The sequence below is a fragment of the Nitrosospira multiformis genome (assembly GCF_900111585.1).
Taxonomy (GTDB): domain Bacteria; phylum Pseudomonadota; class Gammaproteobacteria; order Burkholderiales; family Nitrosomonadaceae; genus Nitrosospira; species Nitrosospira multiformis_B.
Genome location: NZ_FOHI01000010.1, coordinates 77,943 through 94,669, shown reverse-complemented (window position 1 = coordinate 94,669; position 16,727 = coordinate 77,943). Strand labels below are relative to the sequence as shown.

At 55.0% G+C, this 16,727-nt stretch carries 18 protein-coding genes; 6 read left to right on the top strand and 12 right to left on the bottom strand.

Features of this window, described 5'->3' with window-relative positions; genetic code table 11:
* Together BMW46_RS13265 and BMW46_RS15455 are read right to left on the bottom strand one after the other, a co-directional pair.
* Positions 1-1,031: diguanylate cyclase domain-containing protein (locus BMW46_RS13265; protein WP_143121474.1), on the bottom strand; the 1,031-nt coding region annotated here is incomplete at its 3' end.
* Positions 1,032-1,398: 367 nt separating this feature from the next.
* Positions 1,399-1,698, bottom strand: a complete 300-nt coding sequence (locus BMW46_RS15455; RefSeq protein WP_074709131.1) for a thermonuclease family protein — start codon at positions 1,696-1,698, stop codon at positions 1,399-1,401.
* 517 nt (positions 1,699-2,215) lie between these two features.
* Between BMW46_RS15455 and BMW46_RS13255 the strand changes: the two genes are divergently transcribed.
* Positions 2,216-2,989, top strand: coding sequence for a flagellar brake protein (locus BMW46_RS13255; RefSeq protein ID WP_074709130.1), 774 nt, complete (start codon positions 2,216-2,218; stop codon positions 2,987-2,989).
* Between the two features lie 204 nt (positions 2,990-3,193).
* A complete protein-coding gene (locus BMW46_RS13250) occupies positions 3,194-4,084 on the top strand; it encodes a c-type cytochrome (RefSeq protein ID WP_074709129.1) in 891 nt (296 codons plus the stop codon).
* A gap of 130 nt (positions 4,085-4,214) precedes the next feature.
* Here the strand turns inward: BMW46_RS13250 and BMW46_RS13245 are convergent, their stop codons facing one another.
* The 8 genes from BMW46_RS13245 to BMW46_RS13210 all read right to left on the bottom strand — a co-directional run bounded on the left by BMW46_RS13245 (position 4,215) and on the right by BMW46_RS13210 (position 12,249).
* Complete coding sequence (locus tag BMW46_RS13245) at positions 4,215-4,877, bottom strand: ABC-type transport auxiliary lipoprotein family protein (protein WP_081355803.1); 663 nt, start codon at positions 4,875-4,877, stop codon at positions 4,215-4,217.
* Entirely contained in the window at positions 4,874-5,812 is a 939-nt protein-coding gene (locus BMW46_RS13240; RefSeq protein ID WP_074709128.1) for an MlaD family protein, read from the bottom strand. The genes BMW46_RS13245 and BMW46_RS13240 overlap by 4 nt, the downstream gene beginning before the upstream one ends.
* A 3-nt stretch (positions 5,813-5,815) precedes the next feature.
* Positions 5,816-6,703 carry an ABC transporter ATP-binding protein gene (locus tag BMW46_RS13235; protein WP_256377071.1) on the bottom strand — a complete coding sequence of 296 codons (888 nt, stop codon included), beginning with the start codon at positions 6,701-6,703 and terminating at the stop codon, positions 5,816-5,818.
* The gene (locus BMW46_RS13230; RefSeq protein WP_074709127.1) at positions 6,697-7,854 is read right to left on the bottom strand and encodes an MlaE family ABC transporter permease; all 1,158 of its coding nucleotides are present in this window, start codon (positions 7,852-7,854) and stop codon (positions 6,697-6,699) included. The genes BMW46_RS13235 and BMW46_RS13230 overlap by 7 nt, the downstream gene beginning before the upstream one ends.
* Before the next feature lie 347 nt (positions 7,855-8,201).
* On the bottom strand, positions 8,202-10,808 hold the full coding sequence (locus BMW46_RS13225; protein ID WP_256377070.1) for a PEP/pyruvate-binding domain-containing protein: 2,607 nt from the start codon (positions 10,806-10,808) through the stop codon (positions 8,202-8,204).
* Positions 10,798-11,139 carry a hypothetical protein gene (locus BMW46_RS15625; protein ID WP_218141801.1) on the bottom strand — a complete coding sequence of 114 codons (342 nt, stop codon included), beginning with the start codon at positions 11,137-11,139 and terminating at the stop codon, positions 10,798-10,800. The genes BMW46_RS13225 and BMW46_RS15625 overlap by 11 nt, the downstream gene beginning before the upstream one ends.
* Before the next feature lie 16 nt (positions 11,140-11,155).
* Complete coding sequence (locus tag BMW46_RS15620) at positions 11,156-11,680, bottom strand: S41 family peptidase (RefSeq protein ID WP_074709125.1); 525 nt, start codon at positions 11,678-11,680, stop codon at positions 11,156-11,158.
* Entirely contained in the window at positions 11,662-12,249 is a 588-nt protein-coding gene (locus BMW46_RS13210) for an amidohydrolase family protein (RefSeq protein WP_177171098.1), read from the bottom strand. Before BMW46_RS13210 ends, BMW46_RS15620 begins: the two co-directional genes overlap by 19 nt.
* 185 nt (positions 12,250-12,434) lie before the next feature.
* Between BMW46_RS13210 and BMW46_RS15450 the strand changes: the two genes are divergently transcribed.
* Positions 12,435-12,581, top strand: coding sequence for a hypothetical protein (locus BMW46_RS15450; RefSeq protein WP_177171097.1), 147 nt, complete (start codon positions 12,435-12,437; stop codon positions 12,579-12,581).
* Positions 12,582-12,637: 56 nt separating this feature from the next.
* Here the strand turns inward: BMW46_RS15450 and BMW46_RS13200 are convergent, their stop codons facing one another.
* Positions 12,638-13,090 (bottom strand): hypothetical protein, encoded by a 453-nt coding sequence (locus BMW46_RS13200; protein ID WP_074709141.1) that lies wholly within the window; start codon positions 13,088-13,090, stop codon positions 12,638-12,640.
* Positions 13,091-13,326: 236 nt separating this feature from the next.
* Between BMW46_RS13200 and BMW46_RS13195 the strand changes: the two genes are divergently transcribed.
* The 3 genes from BMW46_RS13195 (at position 13,327) to BMW46_RS13185 (ending at position 15,945) form a co-directional block, all read left to right on the top strand.
* A complete protein-coding gene (locus tag BMW46_RS13195; protein WP_074709124.1) occupies positions 13,327-14,142 on the top strand; it encodes a potassium channel family protein in 816 nt (271 codons plus the stop codon).
* Between the two features lie 90 nt (positions 14,143-14,232).
* The gene (locus BMW46_RS13190; protein WP_074709123.1) at positions 14,233-14,622 is read left to right on the top strand and encodes a LapA family protein; all 390 of its coding nucleotides are present in this window, start codon (positions 14,233-14,235) and stop codon (positions 14,620-14,622) included.
* A gap of 96 nt (positions 14,623-14,718) precedes the next feature.
* A complete protein-coding gene (locus BMW46_RS13185) occupies positions 14,719-15,945 on the top strand; it encodes a PA0069 family radical SAM protein (protein WP_256377069.1) in 1,227 nt (408 codons plus the stop codon).
* Between the two features lie 59 nt (positions 15,946-16,004).
* On the opposite strand, the gene dnaQ is transcribed toward BMW46_RS13185, so the two are convergent.
* Complete coding sequence (gene dnaQ / locus BMW46_RS13180; protein ID WP_074709121.1) at positions 16,005-16,709, bottom strand: DNA polymerase III subunit epsilon; 705 nt, start codon at positions 16,707-16,709, stop codon at positions 16,005-16,007.
* Between the last annotated feature and the right edge of the window lie 18 nt (positions 16,710-16,727).

Below are 16,727 nucleotides of genomic sequence, written 5' to 3'. Positions count from 1 at the left end.
ACAAACTCGTCACCTCCCAGCCGACTGACTGTATCCGCTTGGCGAACCGTAGACTGCATGCGCTCTGCAACCACCTTGAGCAGCTTGTCGCCGATTCCATGACCAAGCGAATCGTTGATCAGCTTGAAGCGATCGAGATTCACGAATAGTAATGCCAGCCGGAAGGAATAGCGGCTGGCGTTCTCGATTGCGATCCTCATGCGGTCGGTGAACAGCGCCCGGTTGGGCAGCCCGGTCAGCAAATCGTAATGGGCGAGATACTCGATACGTTTTAGTGATTGTTTGCGCTGAGTGATATCGTGCGCTATCTTGTATGCACCGACAATGTGACCTGCGTTATCCTTCACCGGCGATATCGTGACGGAGACATCAATCGGTTTCTTGTCCTTCCCCCATCGCACGGTTTCGAGATGATTTGTTTGTTTCCCGCTCTTGACGAGGCTCATGATTCTGTCCTCTTCCTCCAGGCGGTCGGGCGGAATTAGTCGGGAGATCGGACAACCTATGATTTCGCTCGCACGGTAACCAAAAATCCGTTCCGCACCGGCATTCCATCCGCTAATGATGCCATTGAGATCCTTGATAATGATCGCATCGTTCGAGGACTCGACGATTGCCGCTAACTGCGCTTTGTAAGTCTCCGCCTGCCCGCGTTCAGTAATGTCCCTGAAGCTCCAAACACGAACCATGTTTGACCCTTCCAGGGTTTTAGTTTTTGTATACCGCTCAAGTATCCGCCCATCGCAAAATTCAAAGATATCAAAGCTTTCCGGCGTCCAAGTGCCATAAATTTCCTCGGTCGAGTCCAGGAATTGCTGGGGATTTCTTAATTGCCCGGCACAATATCCGAGGATTGCCTGATGTCTCGCATGAGTCAGGAGCTCACTTGGAATGTGCCACATATTCACGTAAAGCTGGTTATAGCAAAGCACTTTGCCCAGCTTGTCCGCCACCAGGAGGCCGTCAGCCGTCGCCTTTAAGACTGCCTCCAACACGGAGAGTGATTGGTTCAGTTCCAGCGTTTCTTTCATGCTTTTTCGCCTCTTTTATGCCCGATTTTCCTTTCTTTTCTTGATTGGAACGAATAAATCCGCGTGATTCCAGAAATGCTCCACAGATTTAATTAGGTCTATTCAAAAGCGAAAAACTCACTTCTCAATCAGTCAGTCAGCCAATAGCGCTGCTCATGGTTGCATCCTTTGCTGAAACTTCTGATCAGAAAATAAATTGAGTGAGAGACTAGCGTAAAGAGTGCGCTACAGCGGCCTGGAGTAAACCTAGAAATAGGTTATTTCACTACGCCTGGTGAATACGATGATCTTCGTAAGGAGCCTGCAACAGGATCTTGAGAACCTGATGCTACCTTTACAAATATTAGGCCTGAAAGTGGTGCTTTAACTACCTGTAAAATATTACAGGTAAGAACTGCAGTGCCTGGAATCCACACTGATCGGAAAGGGATTGCTTGGAGCGCTCTCCAAATGGTTGTTGCTTCTCGGAGGCATCGATTCCGGCTAAGCGAATCTTGTGCTGCCGTTTTGATCTGGTGACAACCATCAAAGTATCGCCCACATCCTTTGCAGGAAGATTCCGGAAAAATCGGCTAGGGATCACCGCCTTTTCGATTGTCCACAATTGCTGTGGATAAGTTTGTTGATAAGCTATGTAAACGATGAGTAAGTCATCTTTCTGTAACATCTTTTCTTAGCCGGCTATTTTTTGAACTTTTTTTAAAAATATTTATTATCAAATACTTGAATAAAAATCAAGACCTGGGTTTTTTTGACAGTTAGTGCTGGAACTGCATATGTGATCCAGGTCCAAAATGTGGATTATTTCGAAATGTCAAGCAAAATGCGATCATTGATTTATAAAACCTCTTGGCTTTAGGTTCGATTCTCAGTCTCCTTCCTTTCTCTCGCTTAACCTGAATGGATGCCAGTTCGTGTGCTTTCAATACCCGGAATTTTTTGTTAACAAAAAGCTGTTTTGCTACGGTACTCCGTTTTGGCGCCGTTATTACGAGGATAGTCGTCACCCCTTGGACTTGTCGCGCGCATGCCTTTGATCCTTCATCGCGCCAACCGTATATGATTAGGGAAAATTCCGGGATGGGGAGTCGATGTTACAGTGACAGGATCTAGGGCGAAGAATGATCATTCTCGTGTTGCGCCCCGGTCTGTGATTGGAGCAACACGGCGAAATCCGAATAGGAATGAGCAAGACCTGGATAGACATCATGGCAGACAGCAAACCCGACCTTCCTGATAGCAACAAGAAATATCGCATTTCGTCGAAAAGCGGTATTCTCTCCGTGCTGCGACTAATGATAAGGAATAATTCGCAAAGCACCTGTTACTTTGGTGATGCCAACAGCTTTTTCCCGACTGCCCTTTTGAATCTCGACAGCCAACGCGGGGAAATGGTGCTCGATTATGGTCCGAATGAGGAGATCAATCAGCAGGCATTGCAAGCTGAAAAATGGAATGTTGTTGCATTTCCCAACCAGGTGAAGGTTCAATTTTCCTGCCAGAAAATCGGGAAAACAGAGTTCGAGGGGCGCAATGCCTTCCTTGCACAGATCCCCAGAAGTCTGTTGCGTATGCAAAAGCGGGAATACTATCGCGTTGCCACGCCGACGACTGCTCCCGTAAGATGTGTGGTTCCCCTGCTTGAGGAAAAATTACCTTCCACCGTGGAAGTACTCCTGCAGGACCTCAGCTGCGGTGGCATGGCTGTCATCGACTCGAACAGTAGAGGCAATTTCGAGGAAGGAAGCGTTTATGAAAATTGCTGCATTGTATTACCGGATATCGGGACGGTTAATGTATCCATGCGGATAATCCGCGTGGAACCGGCTGATACCGGACTCATACATGATCTCCAATCCCAGCGCGTCAGTTGCGAGTTTGTCGATACAGGGGAAAATGTGCTGTCCCTGATCCAGCGTTACATCACAAGGCTGGAACTGGAACGAAAACGGAAATAGCGGGTGTTCGGCATTAACGGCAACGGATTGTAGGCGAAAAACGTTTTCGCGCAGGCGAAGCAGTGGCATGACGGCCGGCAATTCAAACTTGAGAAGAGAGCCATGCGATCCTCTCTTCCAATAGAGGTAGTCTTCCCTGGCCGTTTCTGATACCGTCTTCCCTGATTTCCTCGAATTATCCGTTGCAATCGCTTGGAATACAGTGTGAAACATCTTGCATCGCATTTTTCATACTTGTCGCCACTGCTGTTCACAGGCCTTCTCGCCCTTGCGTTCCCCGCCCCATCGTTTGCGGCAAATCCGGATAAGGTGGAGTTCAAAAAAGAAGGCAAGGTCGTCAGGACTTTCTCGGTAGACCGTCTTCGCGCCATTACCCGGGAGCAGGCGCTCAAGGTATTCGAACCGCACGAGCGACGGAATCGGGTTTACCGTGTACTCCCCGCAAGAGCGGTATTCGCCGAGGTGTTCGGCAGGGATTGGGAAAAAGCGCACGAAATCGTCTTTACTGCCATCGACGGGTATCAGCCGAGCGTGCCGGTAAAAAAATTCTTGCATCATGATGGTTATTTCGGCTTTGCCAATGAGGACAGGGAACCATTCACATTGACCAACAAGCTGCAGAACAACGAGGTTGTGCCGCTCGGTCCGCTCTATCTGGTTTGGAACAATATCGACTCGAAGGAGTTGCTTGAGGCAGGGGCATCCGACATGCCTTACCAGATCAAGACTATCGAACTCAAGATGAAAGGAGCGTTTCCGAACATGATTCCACCATCTGGTTCTTCGGAACAGGTACAACGTGGATTCGAGCATTTTCGCAGACACTGCGCCGCATGCCACACGATAAATGGGGATGGGGGTGGCAAAGCGCCGGAGCTCAATTATCCGGAAAGTATCGTGGAGTACATCAAGCCCGAATACCTCAAGCGCTGGATACTGGCTCCGCAGACCATTCGATATAACACGATGATGCCCGGTCTTGGAGAAGAAATTTCGAACAGGGAACAGGTTGCGGCTGAGATCATTGCGTATCTCAAGACCATGAGCGGGTCGAAACGGGCTCCCTCAGAGAATCCAGCGGACATTTCGAGGTGACACAGTAGAAATGCCTGAGTGTTGTTATTCCGGTTTGATGCCGGACTAAGCTATTGGACTCCAGTACATCAACTAAATAGTGTGGTTATTAGAGCGAGTATTCGAAAGTTTCATGGTTCGACTCATGGGCTCATTCTCTTGCCTCGGTTTGCAGGGCCATGCCCTGCTGCGTTGTCCAGGCGACGATCTCCGCAGCGAATCTGTCCGCCGCAAGACCGAAAGCCGTGATGATTCCTGATGTCCCCCGGCTCTGCACGGGTTCGCTGACTTCAAAGCGGCGCACTGCTACGATGCGGTTGCGCAGCGGCTGCGATAGAGTGGCGTAAAAATAGATGGTGGCCTGTGGTCCATCATTTTTATACTCTACCTGGAACGCACTCAGGTCACCGCCAAGCTCCAGGTTGGCAACAAGATTATTGTTGTTGCCGTTAATGATGGAATTGAACCTGCCATCTGCCCGGAAAGCCGCTGCCAGCCGGTTGCGAAGCAGAACCGGCACGGGGTCGCTCCAGCGGATGCCCTTGTACGAGCTGAGCTGGCTACCCTGGCGCAGCGCCAGCACGCGTGGACTATCCGTGATGTAGTTGCTGTGGGGGGTTGCAAGACGCAACGTCCAGGGCAAGGGATCGCCGGAGAAACGGGGAGCAGACTCGGCAGCAGGCAGTTGATAGATTTCCAGATTTTCGGTCGCAGGCAATATCGAGCATGAGGACACGAAGAGAAGTATCGTCGCTATCCCGAAACAGCGGAGCAGACGCAGATGGAAATAGCTTGCGCCAGGGATTGGGTTCATGGCTCAAGCTCCTCGATTTTTTCCCGCCCCGTGAGGTAGGCAGCAGGATTCTCATCGAGCCGACGTACGGTTCTTGCCAGTGCAGACATGGTGTAACGTAGTTCCTGCAGGGCAGGTCCCAGTTCGTTCATGCCCTGCATGCCCCCGCTCAACGCGGCCTGATTCTCCAGCAGCAACTGATCCACCGACGCGCTGACTTTCGCCAAGGAAGCTGTGGCGCGATCGAGGTTGCCAAGGGTTGGACCGCCCTTCTCGCTCACGAGGGTGTTCGTTGCCGCCATCAGTTGCGTGGCCTCCCTCAGCGCGGAATTCGCCTGCGCGCTGGCAGCGGCCAGTTCGCCTACGATTCCCCGCACGTTATCGTTCTGGCTGGCGATCACCTGCGTCGTCTGCTCCAGGTTCTCCAGCGTCCTGCTCAGCCGCTTGGCATTTTCTTGAGAAAGAATCTCCTTGGCACGCATCACGAGCTGGGTGACATCGGCCATCATGTTGTCGCTGTGCTCCAGCAGCTTGGCGATGGGCGATGGGGTGGCCACGATGACCGGGTCCTTGTCATCCTTTGCCACGAGGTCGGGGCTGTCTGGCGATCCGCCGCTGAATTCGATCACGGAATTGCCGGTGATGCCTGTTAGCGCGAGCCGTGCCTGGGTATCCTCCTTGATCGGCGTACTGCCTTGCACGCGCACCCGCGCGATCACTCTCCGAGGATCCTGCGGGTCCAGTGCGAGCTTGACCACGTCACCGACCGTGATGCCGCTGTACTGAACGGCGCTCCCTATGGAGAGACCTCTGACTGCCTCATTGAAGACCACGGTGTAGTAGCGCTGCACAGAGTCGCCCGGAGCCTTGCTCAGCCACAGGGTGAACAGCAGTGCAGCCGCTACCGTCATAACGGTAAAGAATCCGATCAGTACATGGTGCGCGCGCGGTTCCATCGGTTATCTCCCTATCTCCCTGGTCCTGACCATCGTACCGCCCGTCTCCACCGCATGGCTGGCCGCGCGGCCGCGCGGTCCGTGAAAATACTCCTGCACCCATTCGTCCTCGACGGCTTCGACCGTCTGGAGCGGGCCCGTCACGAGAACATGTTTCTGCGACAACACCGCAACGCGGTCGCAGATCGTATAGAGCGTATCGAGGTCATGGGTCACGATAAAGACCGTGAGGCCCAGCGCATCGCGCAAGGTGATGATGAGCTGGTCGAATTCCGCCGCGCCGATGGGATCGAGCCCTGCGGTGGGCTCGTCGAGAAAGAGGATGTCGGGGTCAAGCGCAAGCGCGCGCGCCAACGCTGCCCGCTTGATCATGCCACCCGATAGGGAGGACGGATATTTCGCGGCTGCATTCGCCGGCAGGCCAGCGAGCGCCAGCTTCACGATTGCCAAGTGCTCGGCATCCGCCCTGGTGAGGCCGGCATTCTCAATGAGCGGGAGCGCGATGTTTTCCACGACGGTCAGAGAGGAAAACAACGCCCCACGCTGGAAAAGCACACCGAAGCGCTGCTCCAATGGCGTACGCTGCTCGGGGGCGAGCTGGAGCAGATCCGTGCCGAGAATACGCACACTGCCCGCAGCGGGGGTTTGCAGACCAACGATGGAGCGCAGCAGGACCGATTTGCCCGAGCCGGATCCACCGATGACGCCGAGGATCTCGCCGCGATGGACGTCGAGGTCCAGCTTGTCGTGCACGAGTTGCCTGCCAAAACGGTTGGTCAGGCCCCGCACCTGGATAATCGCTTCACCGCTCTGCGCCGAAGCGCCGGTTGCCTGGCTGTCAGGGTTTACCCGGCCAGCTTTCCGCGGAAACAGCGCCTCGTCCGTTACCATCCCATCTCCATGAAAAATAGGGCCGCCACTGCGTCCAGGAAAATGACGACGAATATGGAATGTACCACACTGGCTGTCGTATGCTGTCCCACGGACAATGCACTGCCGCTGACCTTGAGTCCTTCGAGGCAGCCGACGACTCCGATCACGAAGGCGAATACGGGCGCCTTGGACATGCCCACCAGGAAATGCCGCAGCTCGATCTGATCATGAAAAATGGTGAGGAACATCGCCAGTGAAATATCCAGTTGCAGAGCGCACACCAGCGCGCCACCCAGGATTCCCGAAATCATCCCCACGAAGGTGAGGATGGGCAGGGATACGAACAATGCCAGCACGCGCGGCAGCACCAGCAGGTTGACTGGGTTCAGGCCCAGCACGCGGGTTGCATCGATCTCCTCGTTGATCTTCATGGAGCCGAGCTGAGCGGTGAACGTACTCGCGGTGCGGCCGGCCATGAGGATGGCAGTAAGCAGGACGCCCAGCTCCCGCAGGAAGGCGAAAGTCACGAGATTGACGGTGTAGATGCTTGCCCCGAAATTGGCCAGCACGGTTGCGCCCAGAAAGGCGATCACGGCGCCCACCATGAAATTGAGCAGACCGATGATGGGTACGGCATTCAGGCCGGTTTCGTGGATTTGCGCCACGATCGATGTCAGGCGCCAGCGTTCCGGATGCAGCAGGCCGCGGGCCAGCGCATCGAGCGTGAAACCCATGAAGCCCAGCAGTGCCAGGATTTGCTGCCGGAAGATTTCCAGCGCAACTCCGGCGTGACCGAATATTTCGATAAAGGCACCCCGCTGCCGCCTTTGGGATACCTTGCCGGCAGCTCCCATCGCGTTGGCCACCATCAGCAGCAGCGCCCTCCGTTCGCGGCTCAGCGCCGCATCGGAAGCGGCAAGCTCTCCGGCGAGTTCCGCGCCGAGCAGTTCGTAAAGGCGCGCAGCACCCGCGGTATCCAACCCCGCAAGCTCGCCCAGGTCTACGTTGCGGCGTGCTGCGGCCAGACCCCCTGACCGATGCCGGAGCAGGGCGATCTGCTCGCCCAGCGCGGCATAGTTTTCGAGTGTCCAGTTGCCACGCACATTCAGCCGTGGGGGATTTTCAGAAGCATCCCACAGCAGGAGTTCTGAATCGGCGCCAAATACCATGGAGTTGCAATTTTTTGCGTGAAAGTGGCGCTATTGCGGGAGATCAGTCAGGAGGCCGCAGCACAGCAACCGACGGATCAACCACACTCATCTGTTTCAGGTGAACCGGAATCGGGCATATATCACCCTGATATAAGGGGGTGCCCGCTGGGCATCACGCAAAAACAGGAACCAGCAAGGTGGATTGAGCTGCCGTAGCTCGGCAACTGATTGAAACGCTAGTCGTTTATATCGTTGCTGTCAAGTCAGTCATATTGTCTAGCTGGCAAATAGATAGCTGATTCGGTAGCTGATTCGAGCTATTTCCTCCTTTAGCCAAGCCGGTCCGTTATTGCTAAGGCGATCCGTTACTGCCCATTTCGTTCAAGCAACGTCACCCCGCCACTCATGCCATCGACTTCCACCATATCCCCATCCTTCAGTTCGGCCAACACTCCTGTCAAGTTAACGACCGCAGGAATAGCAAACTCACGGGCAACGATTGCTCCGTGGGAGAGATAACCGCCCGTCTCTACAACCAATCCTGCCGCTCTGAGGAAAAGAGGCGTCCAGCCGGGATCGGTAGAGGGAGCAACCAGAATATCGCCCTCCTGCAATTTGTACCCCTCGGACGGGTGGAGCAGAAGGCGGACTTTACCTCTTGCCAAGCCTGTGCCGGTCGGTATGCCCTGGTAACGACGTGAGTTATTTGAGGCTGTGACTGAGACTGCGGCGGACTCATGTGCCTGCCAGCCCTGCCTTGAATGCCTCGATGCCTCGACCAGAACAGCGGGTGCCGTTTCCTGCGACCATTGTTCGAAAAGCTTCTTCCGCTCGCTCACGCGAGCCTTTACTCCAGTCTCGGGAATATCGCCATCCAGCACACGCAATATCTCGGAGAGCATGAGGTGAAAAATATCCGCTTCCTGCACCAGCACTCCCTGTTCAACCAGATAGCGTCCGGCTGCGAGCAGCAGATACCGCCCGGGCTCCATCAGTGCCGTCAGAGCGCTGCGTGCAGCTTCACGCTGGTTGCATTCCTGCGTCGCTGCCTTTGCCAATTTCAGGATAAATGTGCGTTTCCAGAACGGTACGCCGGATCGGATGCGCGCCAGCGCTTCAGTCACCGCCGCTTTCTGGCGAACCTGCAACGCCGCCTCATCCACTTCGGCCAGTTGCTCCAGTTGCGATAGTAAATATTCCGGTGCCTCCCGCCATCTCGGATTCCGGAAGTAACTTTCATACAATCCTCGATGCCCGTAACGCTCAAGAAACTCATTGAAGGCATCCTGAAACTTGGAGTTTTCTGGATGCTCATGATCGCTGGAAGCTTCTACGTTCCCCTTCTCCCGCCCCAAACGCGCCAGAGCCATCAGTTCATACGACTGGCGTGCGGTAACGCTTGGCTCTCCACCGGCGAGCAAAGCGGTAGCCAATGCATATCCTTCACCCGGAAAGCACTTATCCAGCTGCTCGACCAGCATTGCCAGACTTCCGCCACCTGAACCCTGCAAGAAAAACAAATCGGCCGCGCTGCGGGCGACTTGAAAATGACGAAGAATTTCGGCTCGCAACCCTGCTGCATCCTTGGGAAGGGGCTGCTTGCGCCACTGAACCGCCTCGGCCATGGCACGCTCTATGGCGCGCTGACCACGGCGGCGCTGGCCTGGAGAGCGCAGCATATAACGCACGACCCTTCGCAAACGTGCGAAACCATCGACAGGACTTGCAGTCGGCAGCGTAATTTCCGGCTGCCTGCCGCCAATCAGCGAATTTGTCAGCTGGGGAATCACTCCTAATGCATCGAAAACTTCCCACTGCAACAGGGAAAGCTGTAAATAAAGGCGGCCATGGAACAGTCCCGCACGCTGCAATCCCGGCAGCAATGGATAACCGGCCAGAATGTAGCCCTGTGTGAGCAGTTCGTTAACGAGTCTGCGCGCATTGCACCAATCAATCGGTGACAGCGGCTCGGGAACGACTTCGCAGGTGTTGCCACGCGTCCAGTAGGCAGGTTGCGTTTGCAGCGCGGGATAGGTGTAATGGGGTCGGGCAGTGACTGGTCGGGCCTGGGTCAACCAGAACTGTTCGCCGTCCCATACCCATTCCAGATCGTAGAATGGGTGGGTGAAGTCCAGGGCCACCGCCGCGTCGCGCAGCAGTTCAGCCAGGGCTAGCGCCTGATCGGGCGAAAGAACGGATCCCGTTGCTTCGGCGGCGGATGTCGGAACCATTGCCGTTCCGCCTTCCGGCCGCGCAACTGCCTTGGTCGCCTTACTGCCGATCCGCTCGTGCAGTAATACCCAGTGATCATCGAGCAAATCTTCGCCAAAAACGTATTCATCGCCCGTTGCCTGTCCCCCAACCAGCGATTCGCCCAATCCCCATTGCGCGTGGATGACGAGCCTGTCGTCACGTCCGGTAATCGGGTCGCAGGTGAAGGCGATGCCGGAAGCAATGGCAGGCAGCAGTGGCATGACGATTACTGCCATGCCTGGCATGGATGCGCCCGGGTTCAATCTTTGACGATAAGCGATAGCGGTGGGAGAGGATAATGAGGCCCACACTTCCCGGACCGCAAGCTGTACCTGTTCGGTACCGCATACATTCAGGCAAGTACGGTAAATACCTGCAAACGAAGCCGTGACTGAGTCTTCACCGGCAGCCGAAGAGCGTACTGCCAGCGGCTGATTCAACCAGCCACGGGTGGCAAGAGCCTTTTGCAATGCTGCCGACAATTCGGGAGGGATCGCCTCATCGTCATGCAAGGGTCGCCAGTCAGCCGGGATAACCAGTCCCTCCGGCACCGGCAGACCCAATTGCTTCAATCGTGCCAGATGCCATGCTTTGCCGCCTGCGGTCGCTGCATCCGTAGCTAGCACACTTTCCCAGTCGAGGATTTCCAATTGCGTGATTTGTGTGATTACAGGCGCTTCTCCGGTCCCTCTTGGTGAAAACGCCACCTCAGCCGGCATTTAACACCAACCTTCGCCGCTGACAGATTTCGCCATTGCGACGACCAACAAACTCGATTATTTCCGCATCAGGCAGGGGCAGTTGAAGTGCTCCATCGCTGATGCGACGCACTGCTTCAAACGGAAGTCCGTTCATGTATGTTTCCAGTTCGTCCAGACCTTTTGTTGCTATGCTCATGGTACGCTCCTCAATCTGCACTTTCATCGCCGTGTGCGGAATGCCGGAAAGAAGGCCGGCGCAAAATGCGATCAAGTCCCGGTTTTCGCGTAGCAGATCGTCAAGTGTCATTTCATACCCGATTCCGGGAACGCCCAGGTCTTCGATTGGCAACCCGTCCGCTGCACCGCTACGCAGCGCACGGCGGATGGCGAGAGTGTAGCCCGTCCGGGGGCAGGGCGTTCAGTTCAAAGGATGTGCTGCGCAGGGCTTCGCTCAAGTCAAAATGCGTCCACACATTCGCTCCGCCGGCACCGGTAGCTTCTCCCACGCAAACCACTAGGCCTATTTCATTATCCACGAAACCTGCGGCGAATAAGTCACCCGATGAATAAGTATTTGGATCGACAACACATACAACAGGCCCGCTGTATTTCTGGCCAATATCGTTACACCAGGCAGGCTCGGTTAGCGGCAATGATTGCGAGTACGGTTCTCCCGTTGCTATCGCCGCCTCAAGTGAAGGTAGCCACGCTTCAAACTCCATGCGATTGAAGGGACTGAAGGCCATGGCCCGCGTCATAGGAGAAGCGAGCAGGCTGAAGCGTGCCGGTTTTATCGGGTTTGGCGTAAAGAGCTGTAGCAAGCGCTCCGCCGCCCAGATCAGCCCGCCGGGGTTACCCCGCAGATCAAGGATCAGGCCGTTGTCAGGCAATATATCCCCAGTGCCCCGGGTTGCTGCCGCCCTGCCTGCCGCTGCCATGCTTCGGCCAGCACATCTCCCGGATTGGCAGTAATCATTTTAACCAGATCGAAGGGAGACAATCCCCATCCTTTCGCTTCGCTTACCAGGGAAGCGACCTTCAATTCACCGAGTACATTTCGTGTTCCGGATGGGCCCCAGTCCGATCCGATGCATAGGCTGATCTCTCGTGCCAATGCTGATGGAACATCAGTGGTCGTGCCATACAGCCACAGATTCGAGAATGGAGACCGGACTATTGCCTCCGAATTGCTCCAGGTATCGTATGAGGCGAGGTCGACAGCATTGGTATGAATGGCGACCAGTCTGCGCTGCAAGCATCCCGCGGTATGAGCAGCCCGGTACTCGCGCTGGACGATCGAACCGGGACGACCCTCCGCACAATGGTAAATGAAGGTGGCACCCTGCCGCATGCTGATCGCACGCTCGCCAAGCTGCTCGGGTTTGAGGGTGAGCCTCGAGGCAAGTACTTGATGACGTCCGATTTCCCCATTGAGCGTTTCATCTTCGATATTTTGCACCAGCCATCCGTCCAACGGACAGGTGCTAGGGGGAGACTCTTGTATGCTGGTGGTGCCGCCAACCAGTGCGCGAATTTCCGCATAGGCGAGCAATTCCGCGGGTGCAGCCTCGATAAACGCATATGTCGGCCAAGAATCGCCGCAATCCACCGGTTGGGGTAAGCGGCAATCAACGGATTTGCGATATGACGTGTTCCTCCGCCTTGGCCATATACGCTGTAGAGGAAGGTATTGATGAAGACGTAGCTTCGGATGATACCGAGCCGCTTCAGAAATCCTTCGCGCTTTCCGGCTGTGCCGACAAGAACCCGACGCACGATTGCCTCAAATAGCCATGAAATACCCCTCCTGATTAGCCTCCGATCGAATGCGGCGCGATGTCGGGAGGCTAGCGCCCAGCCTGCGCCTGTTGGGCAGCCAGTTCCGTGAGCTGGTCCAGAAGTGCCTTCTTCTGATTTCCCAGTTCGGCATAGCGTGCATACAACTGGTTCAGGTCGCGGGTGTATTGCTGGATGCGTTCCGTGCGCTCCCGCTGCAGCCTGATATTGTCATCGTAATTTGTCGGCGGCGCATCCTTCACTCCGCCCATTGTCAGGTAGCCTTGCACGGTGAGTGGCTGGCTATCCTGTATTTCGTTGCGCCGCAATTCCTGAATCATCTGGAATTGCTGGTAAACAGTCTGTTGTTCCTGGCTCAGGTGATTCAAAGCCATCTCAAGCTCTGCTATTCTGGGATCAGGTTTAATATCCGACTTCCCAACGGTACCTGGCACAACCTGAGCGCGCGTCGAGTCCATCACTCCCGAAAAAAGCAGCAGCAGTGCAAGAATGATGGGTTTCATGTTATCCGGGTAATTCCGCATGAATATCATGAGTCCGGGATCGCATGTTCGCGGCAATCTCTGGCGATACTCTTTTGGCATTTTGCTCAACTGAATGGCATTGCCGTCGCCACGCTTTGCTGGTATCCCTTGTACTTAAATTAAGAAAGGGAGAGGCTATCAGCAACGATTTCGGCTTCCTTCTTCAAAGATAGCATGGATATAGAACCTGGATTGGCTTCGAGGAGAATTATGATATGAATGAACAACCGTTCCCCTTGCGGGACAGGATAGTGGACGAGCGCCAGACGCTTCTGCAACAGCTGCAGGATTGGCTGGAGATACCCATGCTGGTACTCGCTTTCATATGGCTTGCATTGATGGTGGTGGAGATTGTCTGGGGACTCAACCCTCTGATTGAATCAGTGGGATACATCATCTGGGTAATTTTTATTCTCGATTTTATTTTGGAGTTTTGGCTGGCGCCGGGAAAACTGGACTATCTTAAAAAGAACTGGCTCAGCGGCATCGCCCTTATGGCTCCTGCGTTACGCGCCCTCCGGCTCGTTCGCATTATGCGGCTTGCGCGCCTCGGCAGGGTCGCGGGAATGTCGCGTGGCCTGAGGTTGCTGCGGGTATTGAGCAGCGTCAACCGGGGCATGCGTGCACTGGGGGCCACGATGCGCAGGCGAGGCTTTGGCTACGTCCTCTTACTGACACTGATCGTTACCCTCGCCGGAGCAGCAGGAATGTATGGTTTCGAGAATAACCCGAACAATAATACGGAGGGGGGCTTGCATACCTATGGCGCCGCCGTGTGGTGGACAGCCATGATCATGACTACGATGGGTTCCGAGTATTGGCCGCAGACCGCGGAAGGGCGGGTGTTATGCTTTTTTCTTGCGCTGTACAGCTTTGCCATGTTCGGTTATGTCACCGCCACATTGGCTACTTTTTTCGTGGGACGGGATGCCGAAAATCCCGATACGGAGATTGCAGGAGCTGAAGCCATCGCTGGGCTTCGGGCGGAGATTGCCGCCCTGCGTGAAGAAATTCAGGGATTGCGTAAATGATGGATTGGTTTTCTCGTCATAATATGTTTAGTGTTAAGCTTATTCCTGTTTCCGCCGATCCCTGACCGACCAACCATTGCGGGAAAAATCATGCAATATTATTTGATATTCGCTATTGCTCTCGCCATTCTTGCTATCGCATTCGCTCTGCAAAACGATATGATTGTGACAGTGACATTTGGCATATGGAGCTTCGATAGTTCGCTCGCCATGATGCTGGTGATTGCAGGGGGCATAGGAGCAACCATTTCAGTATTGCTCTCGTGGCCTAGCTTCATCAAGAATCAATGGGTGAGTGCCCGTCTTCGCCGACAGGTGAGCAAACTGGAGGAAGACAAGGCTGCCCTGGAGCAGCGCAATACGCAACTCGAAGAAGAACTGGCAAAACTCACTCCTGAGCCTATCCCCGAGCCGCCTCCACGCTATCTCGGACTGAAATCGATGCTCCTCGGAAGCGATAAACCAAACGCAAGCGAATAACGTATGCCTAGGGATCGAGCCTGATTTCATTGCTTCTAACCATGGCCATACAACGTCTATTTCTAATACACTCCCATGTCCGACGCTGATTCACACATGGAAGCTGAGCCGCCATTTGTGCAGCCGCCCTTGAAAGCAAAGAAAGGAAGAGGAGCGGTATCCAACCTCCAGGGGCGGTACGAGCAATGGACGCGTGAAGACATCGATGATGGCTGGGGAAATGGCGGTATCATCGGAACCGCCAACAGAGACGAGGCAGAAGATGACGAGCCGGATACAAGCTTGACATGGAAGACCCAGGTCATCGAGGAACATGCCAAAACCATACTAAGCCGCAATCAATCGCCGGATGTGCCGTTCAGCATTTCGCTCAATCCTTATCGCGGATGCGAACATGGTTGCATCTACTGTTTCGCGCGTCCCACTCACAGTTACCTGGGCTTGTCGCCCGGGCTGGATTTCGAAAGCAAAATATTCGCCAAGATCAATGCGCCGGAGCTTTTGAGACGGGAGCTGGCAAAACAATCGTATGTGCCGGAACCCATCGCGCTCGGCGTCAATACGGACGCATACCAGCCCTGCGAGCGCGACTTGCGGTTGACACGGCGCGTGCTGGAAGTGCTACGTGAGTGCGAACATCCCGTCGCGCTGATTTCCAAGTCATCGCTGATGGAGCGCGACATGGATTTGCTCTCCGATATGGCTTCAAGACGATTGGCTGTGGCCGCGGTGACAATCACCACTCTCGATCCCGCAGTTGCGCGCACGCTCGAACCGCGGGCAAGTGCTCCAGCACGCCGTCTACGGACGATTCGCACGCTGACCGATGCCGGAATTCCGGTCGGCGTCAGCGTTGCACCGGTGATTCCGTTTGTCACCGAACCCGATCTGGAGCGAGTACTGACGGCAGCAGCAGAAGCCGGGGCAATCAATGCAGGCTATGTCATGTTGCGCCTGCCCTGGGAGATCAGCCCGCTGTTCAGGCAGTGGCTGGAAGCACATTTTCCTGATCGCGCTGCCCGGGTCATGAACCGGGTGCGCGACATCAGGGGTGGCAAGGATTACGATTCGAGCTTCGGTAGGCGCATGCGCGGGGAAGGCATCTGGGCCGACCTGATTCGACAGCGATTCGACAAAACGGTGAAACGCCTTGGGCTCAGTGCCCATTCGCGCCGTTTCACGGGACTGGATAGCTCGCGCTTCCGTGCGCCTTCTGTCAGTCCAGTTGCTGTCCAATCATCCATGACCGAAAAATCGAAGGGAAAGCATCGGAAAGCAAAAACGGGAGAGCGAAAACCAAACGACCAGCTTGAGCTTTTTTGACGCCGTTTTACTTCCTTTTTGTTTCGCCGTAGCCACGCTTGCTTTGTATCCTCAAGGCACTACACTTCTGCCGGATCGAGCCGCATCCACAGGCATTTACCCTTGCTTTCCTTTTCGATCATTTCCAGTTGACGGGCGTGCGCTTCCAGTTCTTCGGCGCTGGCGGGCAGGACGACCAGTTGCAAATCATGCAGACTGATATCGAGATCAAGCGGCGATGGCGCTTCGAGTTCCATGAGCAGGCTCTCCTGCCCGCGCGTCATGGCAAGATAAACTTCCGCAAGCAGTTCCGCATCCAGCAGCGCACCGTGCAGCGCGCGCCGCGAGTTATCCACCTCGTACCGCTCACACAACGCATCCAGGCTGTTCCTTTTACCGGGAAACAGCTCTTTCGCCATTTTCAGGGTATCGGTCACCGAGTGGCAACATTCGCAGAGAGCTGGCAAGCTGGCGAGCCCCAGCTCATGGTCAAGGAATGCGACGTCGAACGCTGCATTGTGCATGATCAGCTCGGCGCCATCGATGAACTCGAGCAGCTCGTGCACGACGTCAGCGAATCTTCGCTTGTCCAGAAGAAATTCGCTGGTTATTCCATGCACCTGCAAGGCGCCCTCCTCGATCTCGCGTTCCGGATTGAGATAATGATGGAAGCGGCGCCCTGTCAATCGCCGGCTCATCATCTCCACCGCTCCGATTTCGATAATTCGATGGCCCAGCTTAGGCTCGAGTCCCGTCGTTTCCGTATCTATGAAAATCTGCCGCATCAACTAGCCCTTCTCTTG

Bases quoted from the DNA above. Each gene is read 5' to 3' on its own strand.
- BMW46_RS13195 (WP_074709124.1), top strand. From the start codon at position 13,327: ATGAATGAACAACCGTTCCCCTTGCGGGACAGGATAGTGGACGAGCGC.
- BMW46_RS15450 (WP_177171097.1), top strand. From the start codon at position 12,435: ATGACGTGTTCCTCCGCCTTGGCCATATACGCTGTAGAGGAAGGTATT.
- BMW46_RS15455 (WP_074709131.1), bottom strand. From the start codon at position 1,698: ATGTTACAGAAAGATGACTTACTCATCGTTTACATAGCTTATCAACAA.
- BMW46_RS13225 (WP_256377070.1), bottom strand. From the start codon at position 10,808: ATGCCGGCTGAGGTGGCGTTTTCACCAAGAGGGACCGGAGAAGCGCCT.
- BMW46_RS13230 (WP_074709127.1), bottom strand. From the start codon at position 7,854: ATGGTATTTGGCGCCGATTCAGAACTCCTGCTGTGGGATGCTTCTGAA.
- BMW46_RS13190 (WP_074709123.1), top strand. From the start codon at position 14,233: ATGCAATATTATTTGATATTCGCTATTGCTCTCGCCATTCTTGCTATC.
- BMW46_RS13235 (WP_256377071.1), bottom strand. From the start codon at position 6,703: ATGGTAACGGACGAGGCGCTGTTTCCGCGGAAAGCTGGCCGGGTAAAC.
- BMW46_RS13255 (WP_074709130.1), top strand. From the start codon at position 2,216: ATGAGCAAGACCTGGATAGACATCATGGCAGACAGCAAACCCGACCTT.
- BMW46_RS13185 (WP_256377069.1), top strand. From the start codon at position 14,719: ATGGAAGCTGAGCCGCCATTTGTGCAGCCGCCCTTGAAAGCAAAGAAA.
- dnaQ (WP_074709121.1), bottom strand. From the start codon at position 16,709: ATGCGGCAGATTTTCATAGATACGGAAACGACGGGACTCGAGCCTAAG.
- BMW46_RS13200 (WP_074709141.1), bottom strand. From the start codon at position 13,090: ATGAAACCCATCATTCTTGCACTGCTGCTGCTTTTTTCGGGAGTGATG.
- BMW46_RS13245 (WP_081355803.1), bottom strand. From the start codon at position 4,877: ATGAACCCAATCCCTGGCGCAAGCTATTTCCATCTGCGTCTGCTCCGC.
- BMW46_RS13240 (WP_074709128.1), bottom strand. From the start codon at position 5,812: ATGGAACCGCGCGCGCACCATGTACTGATCGGATTCTTTACCGTTATG.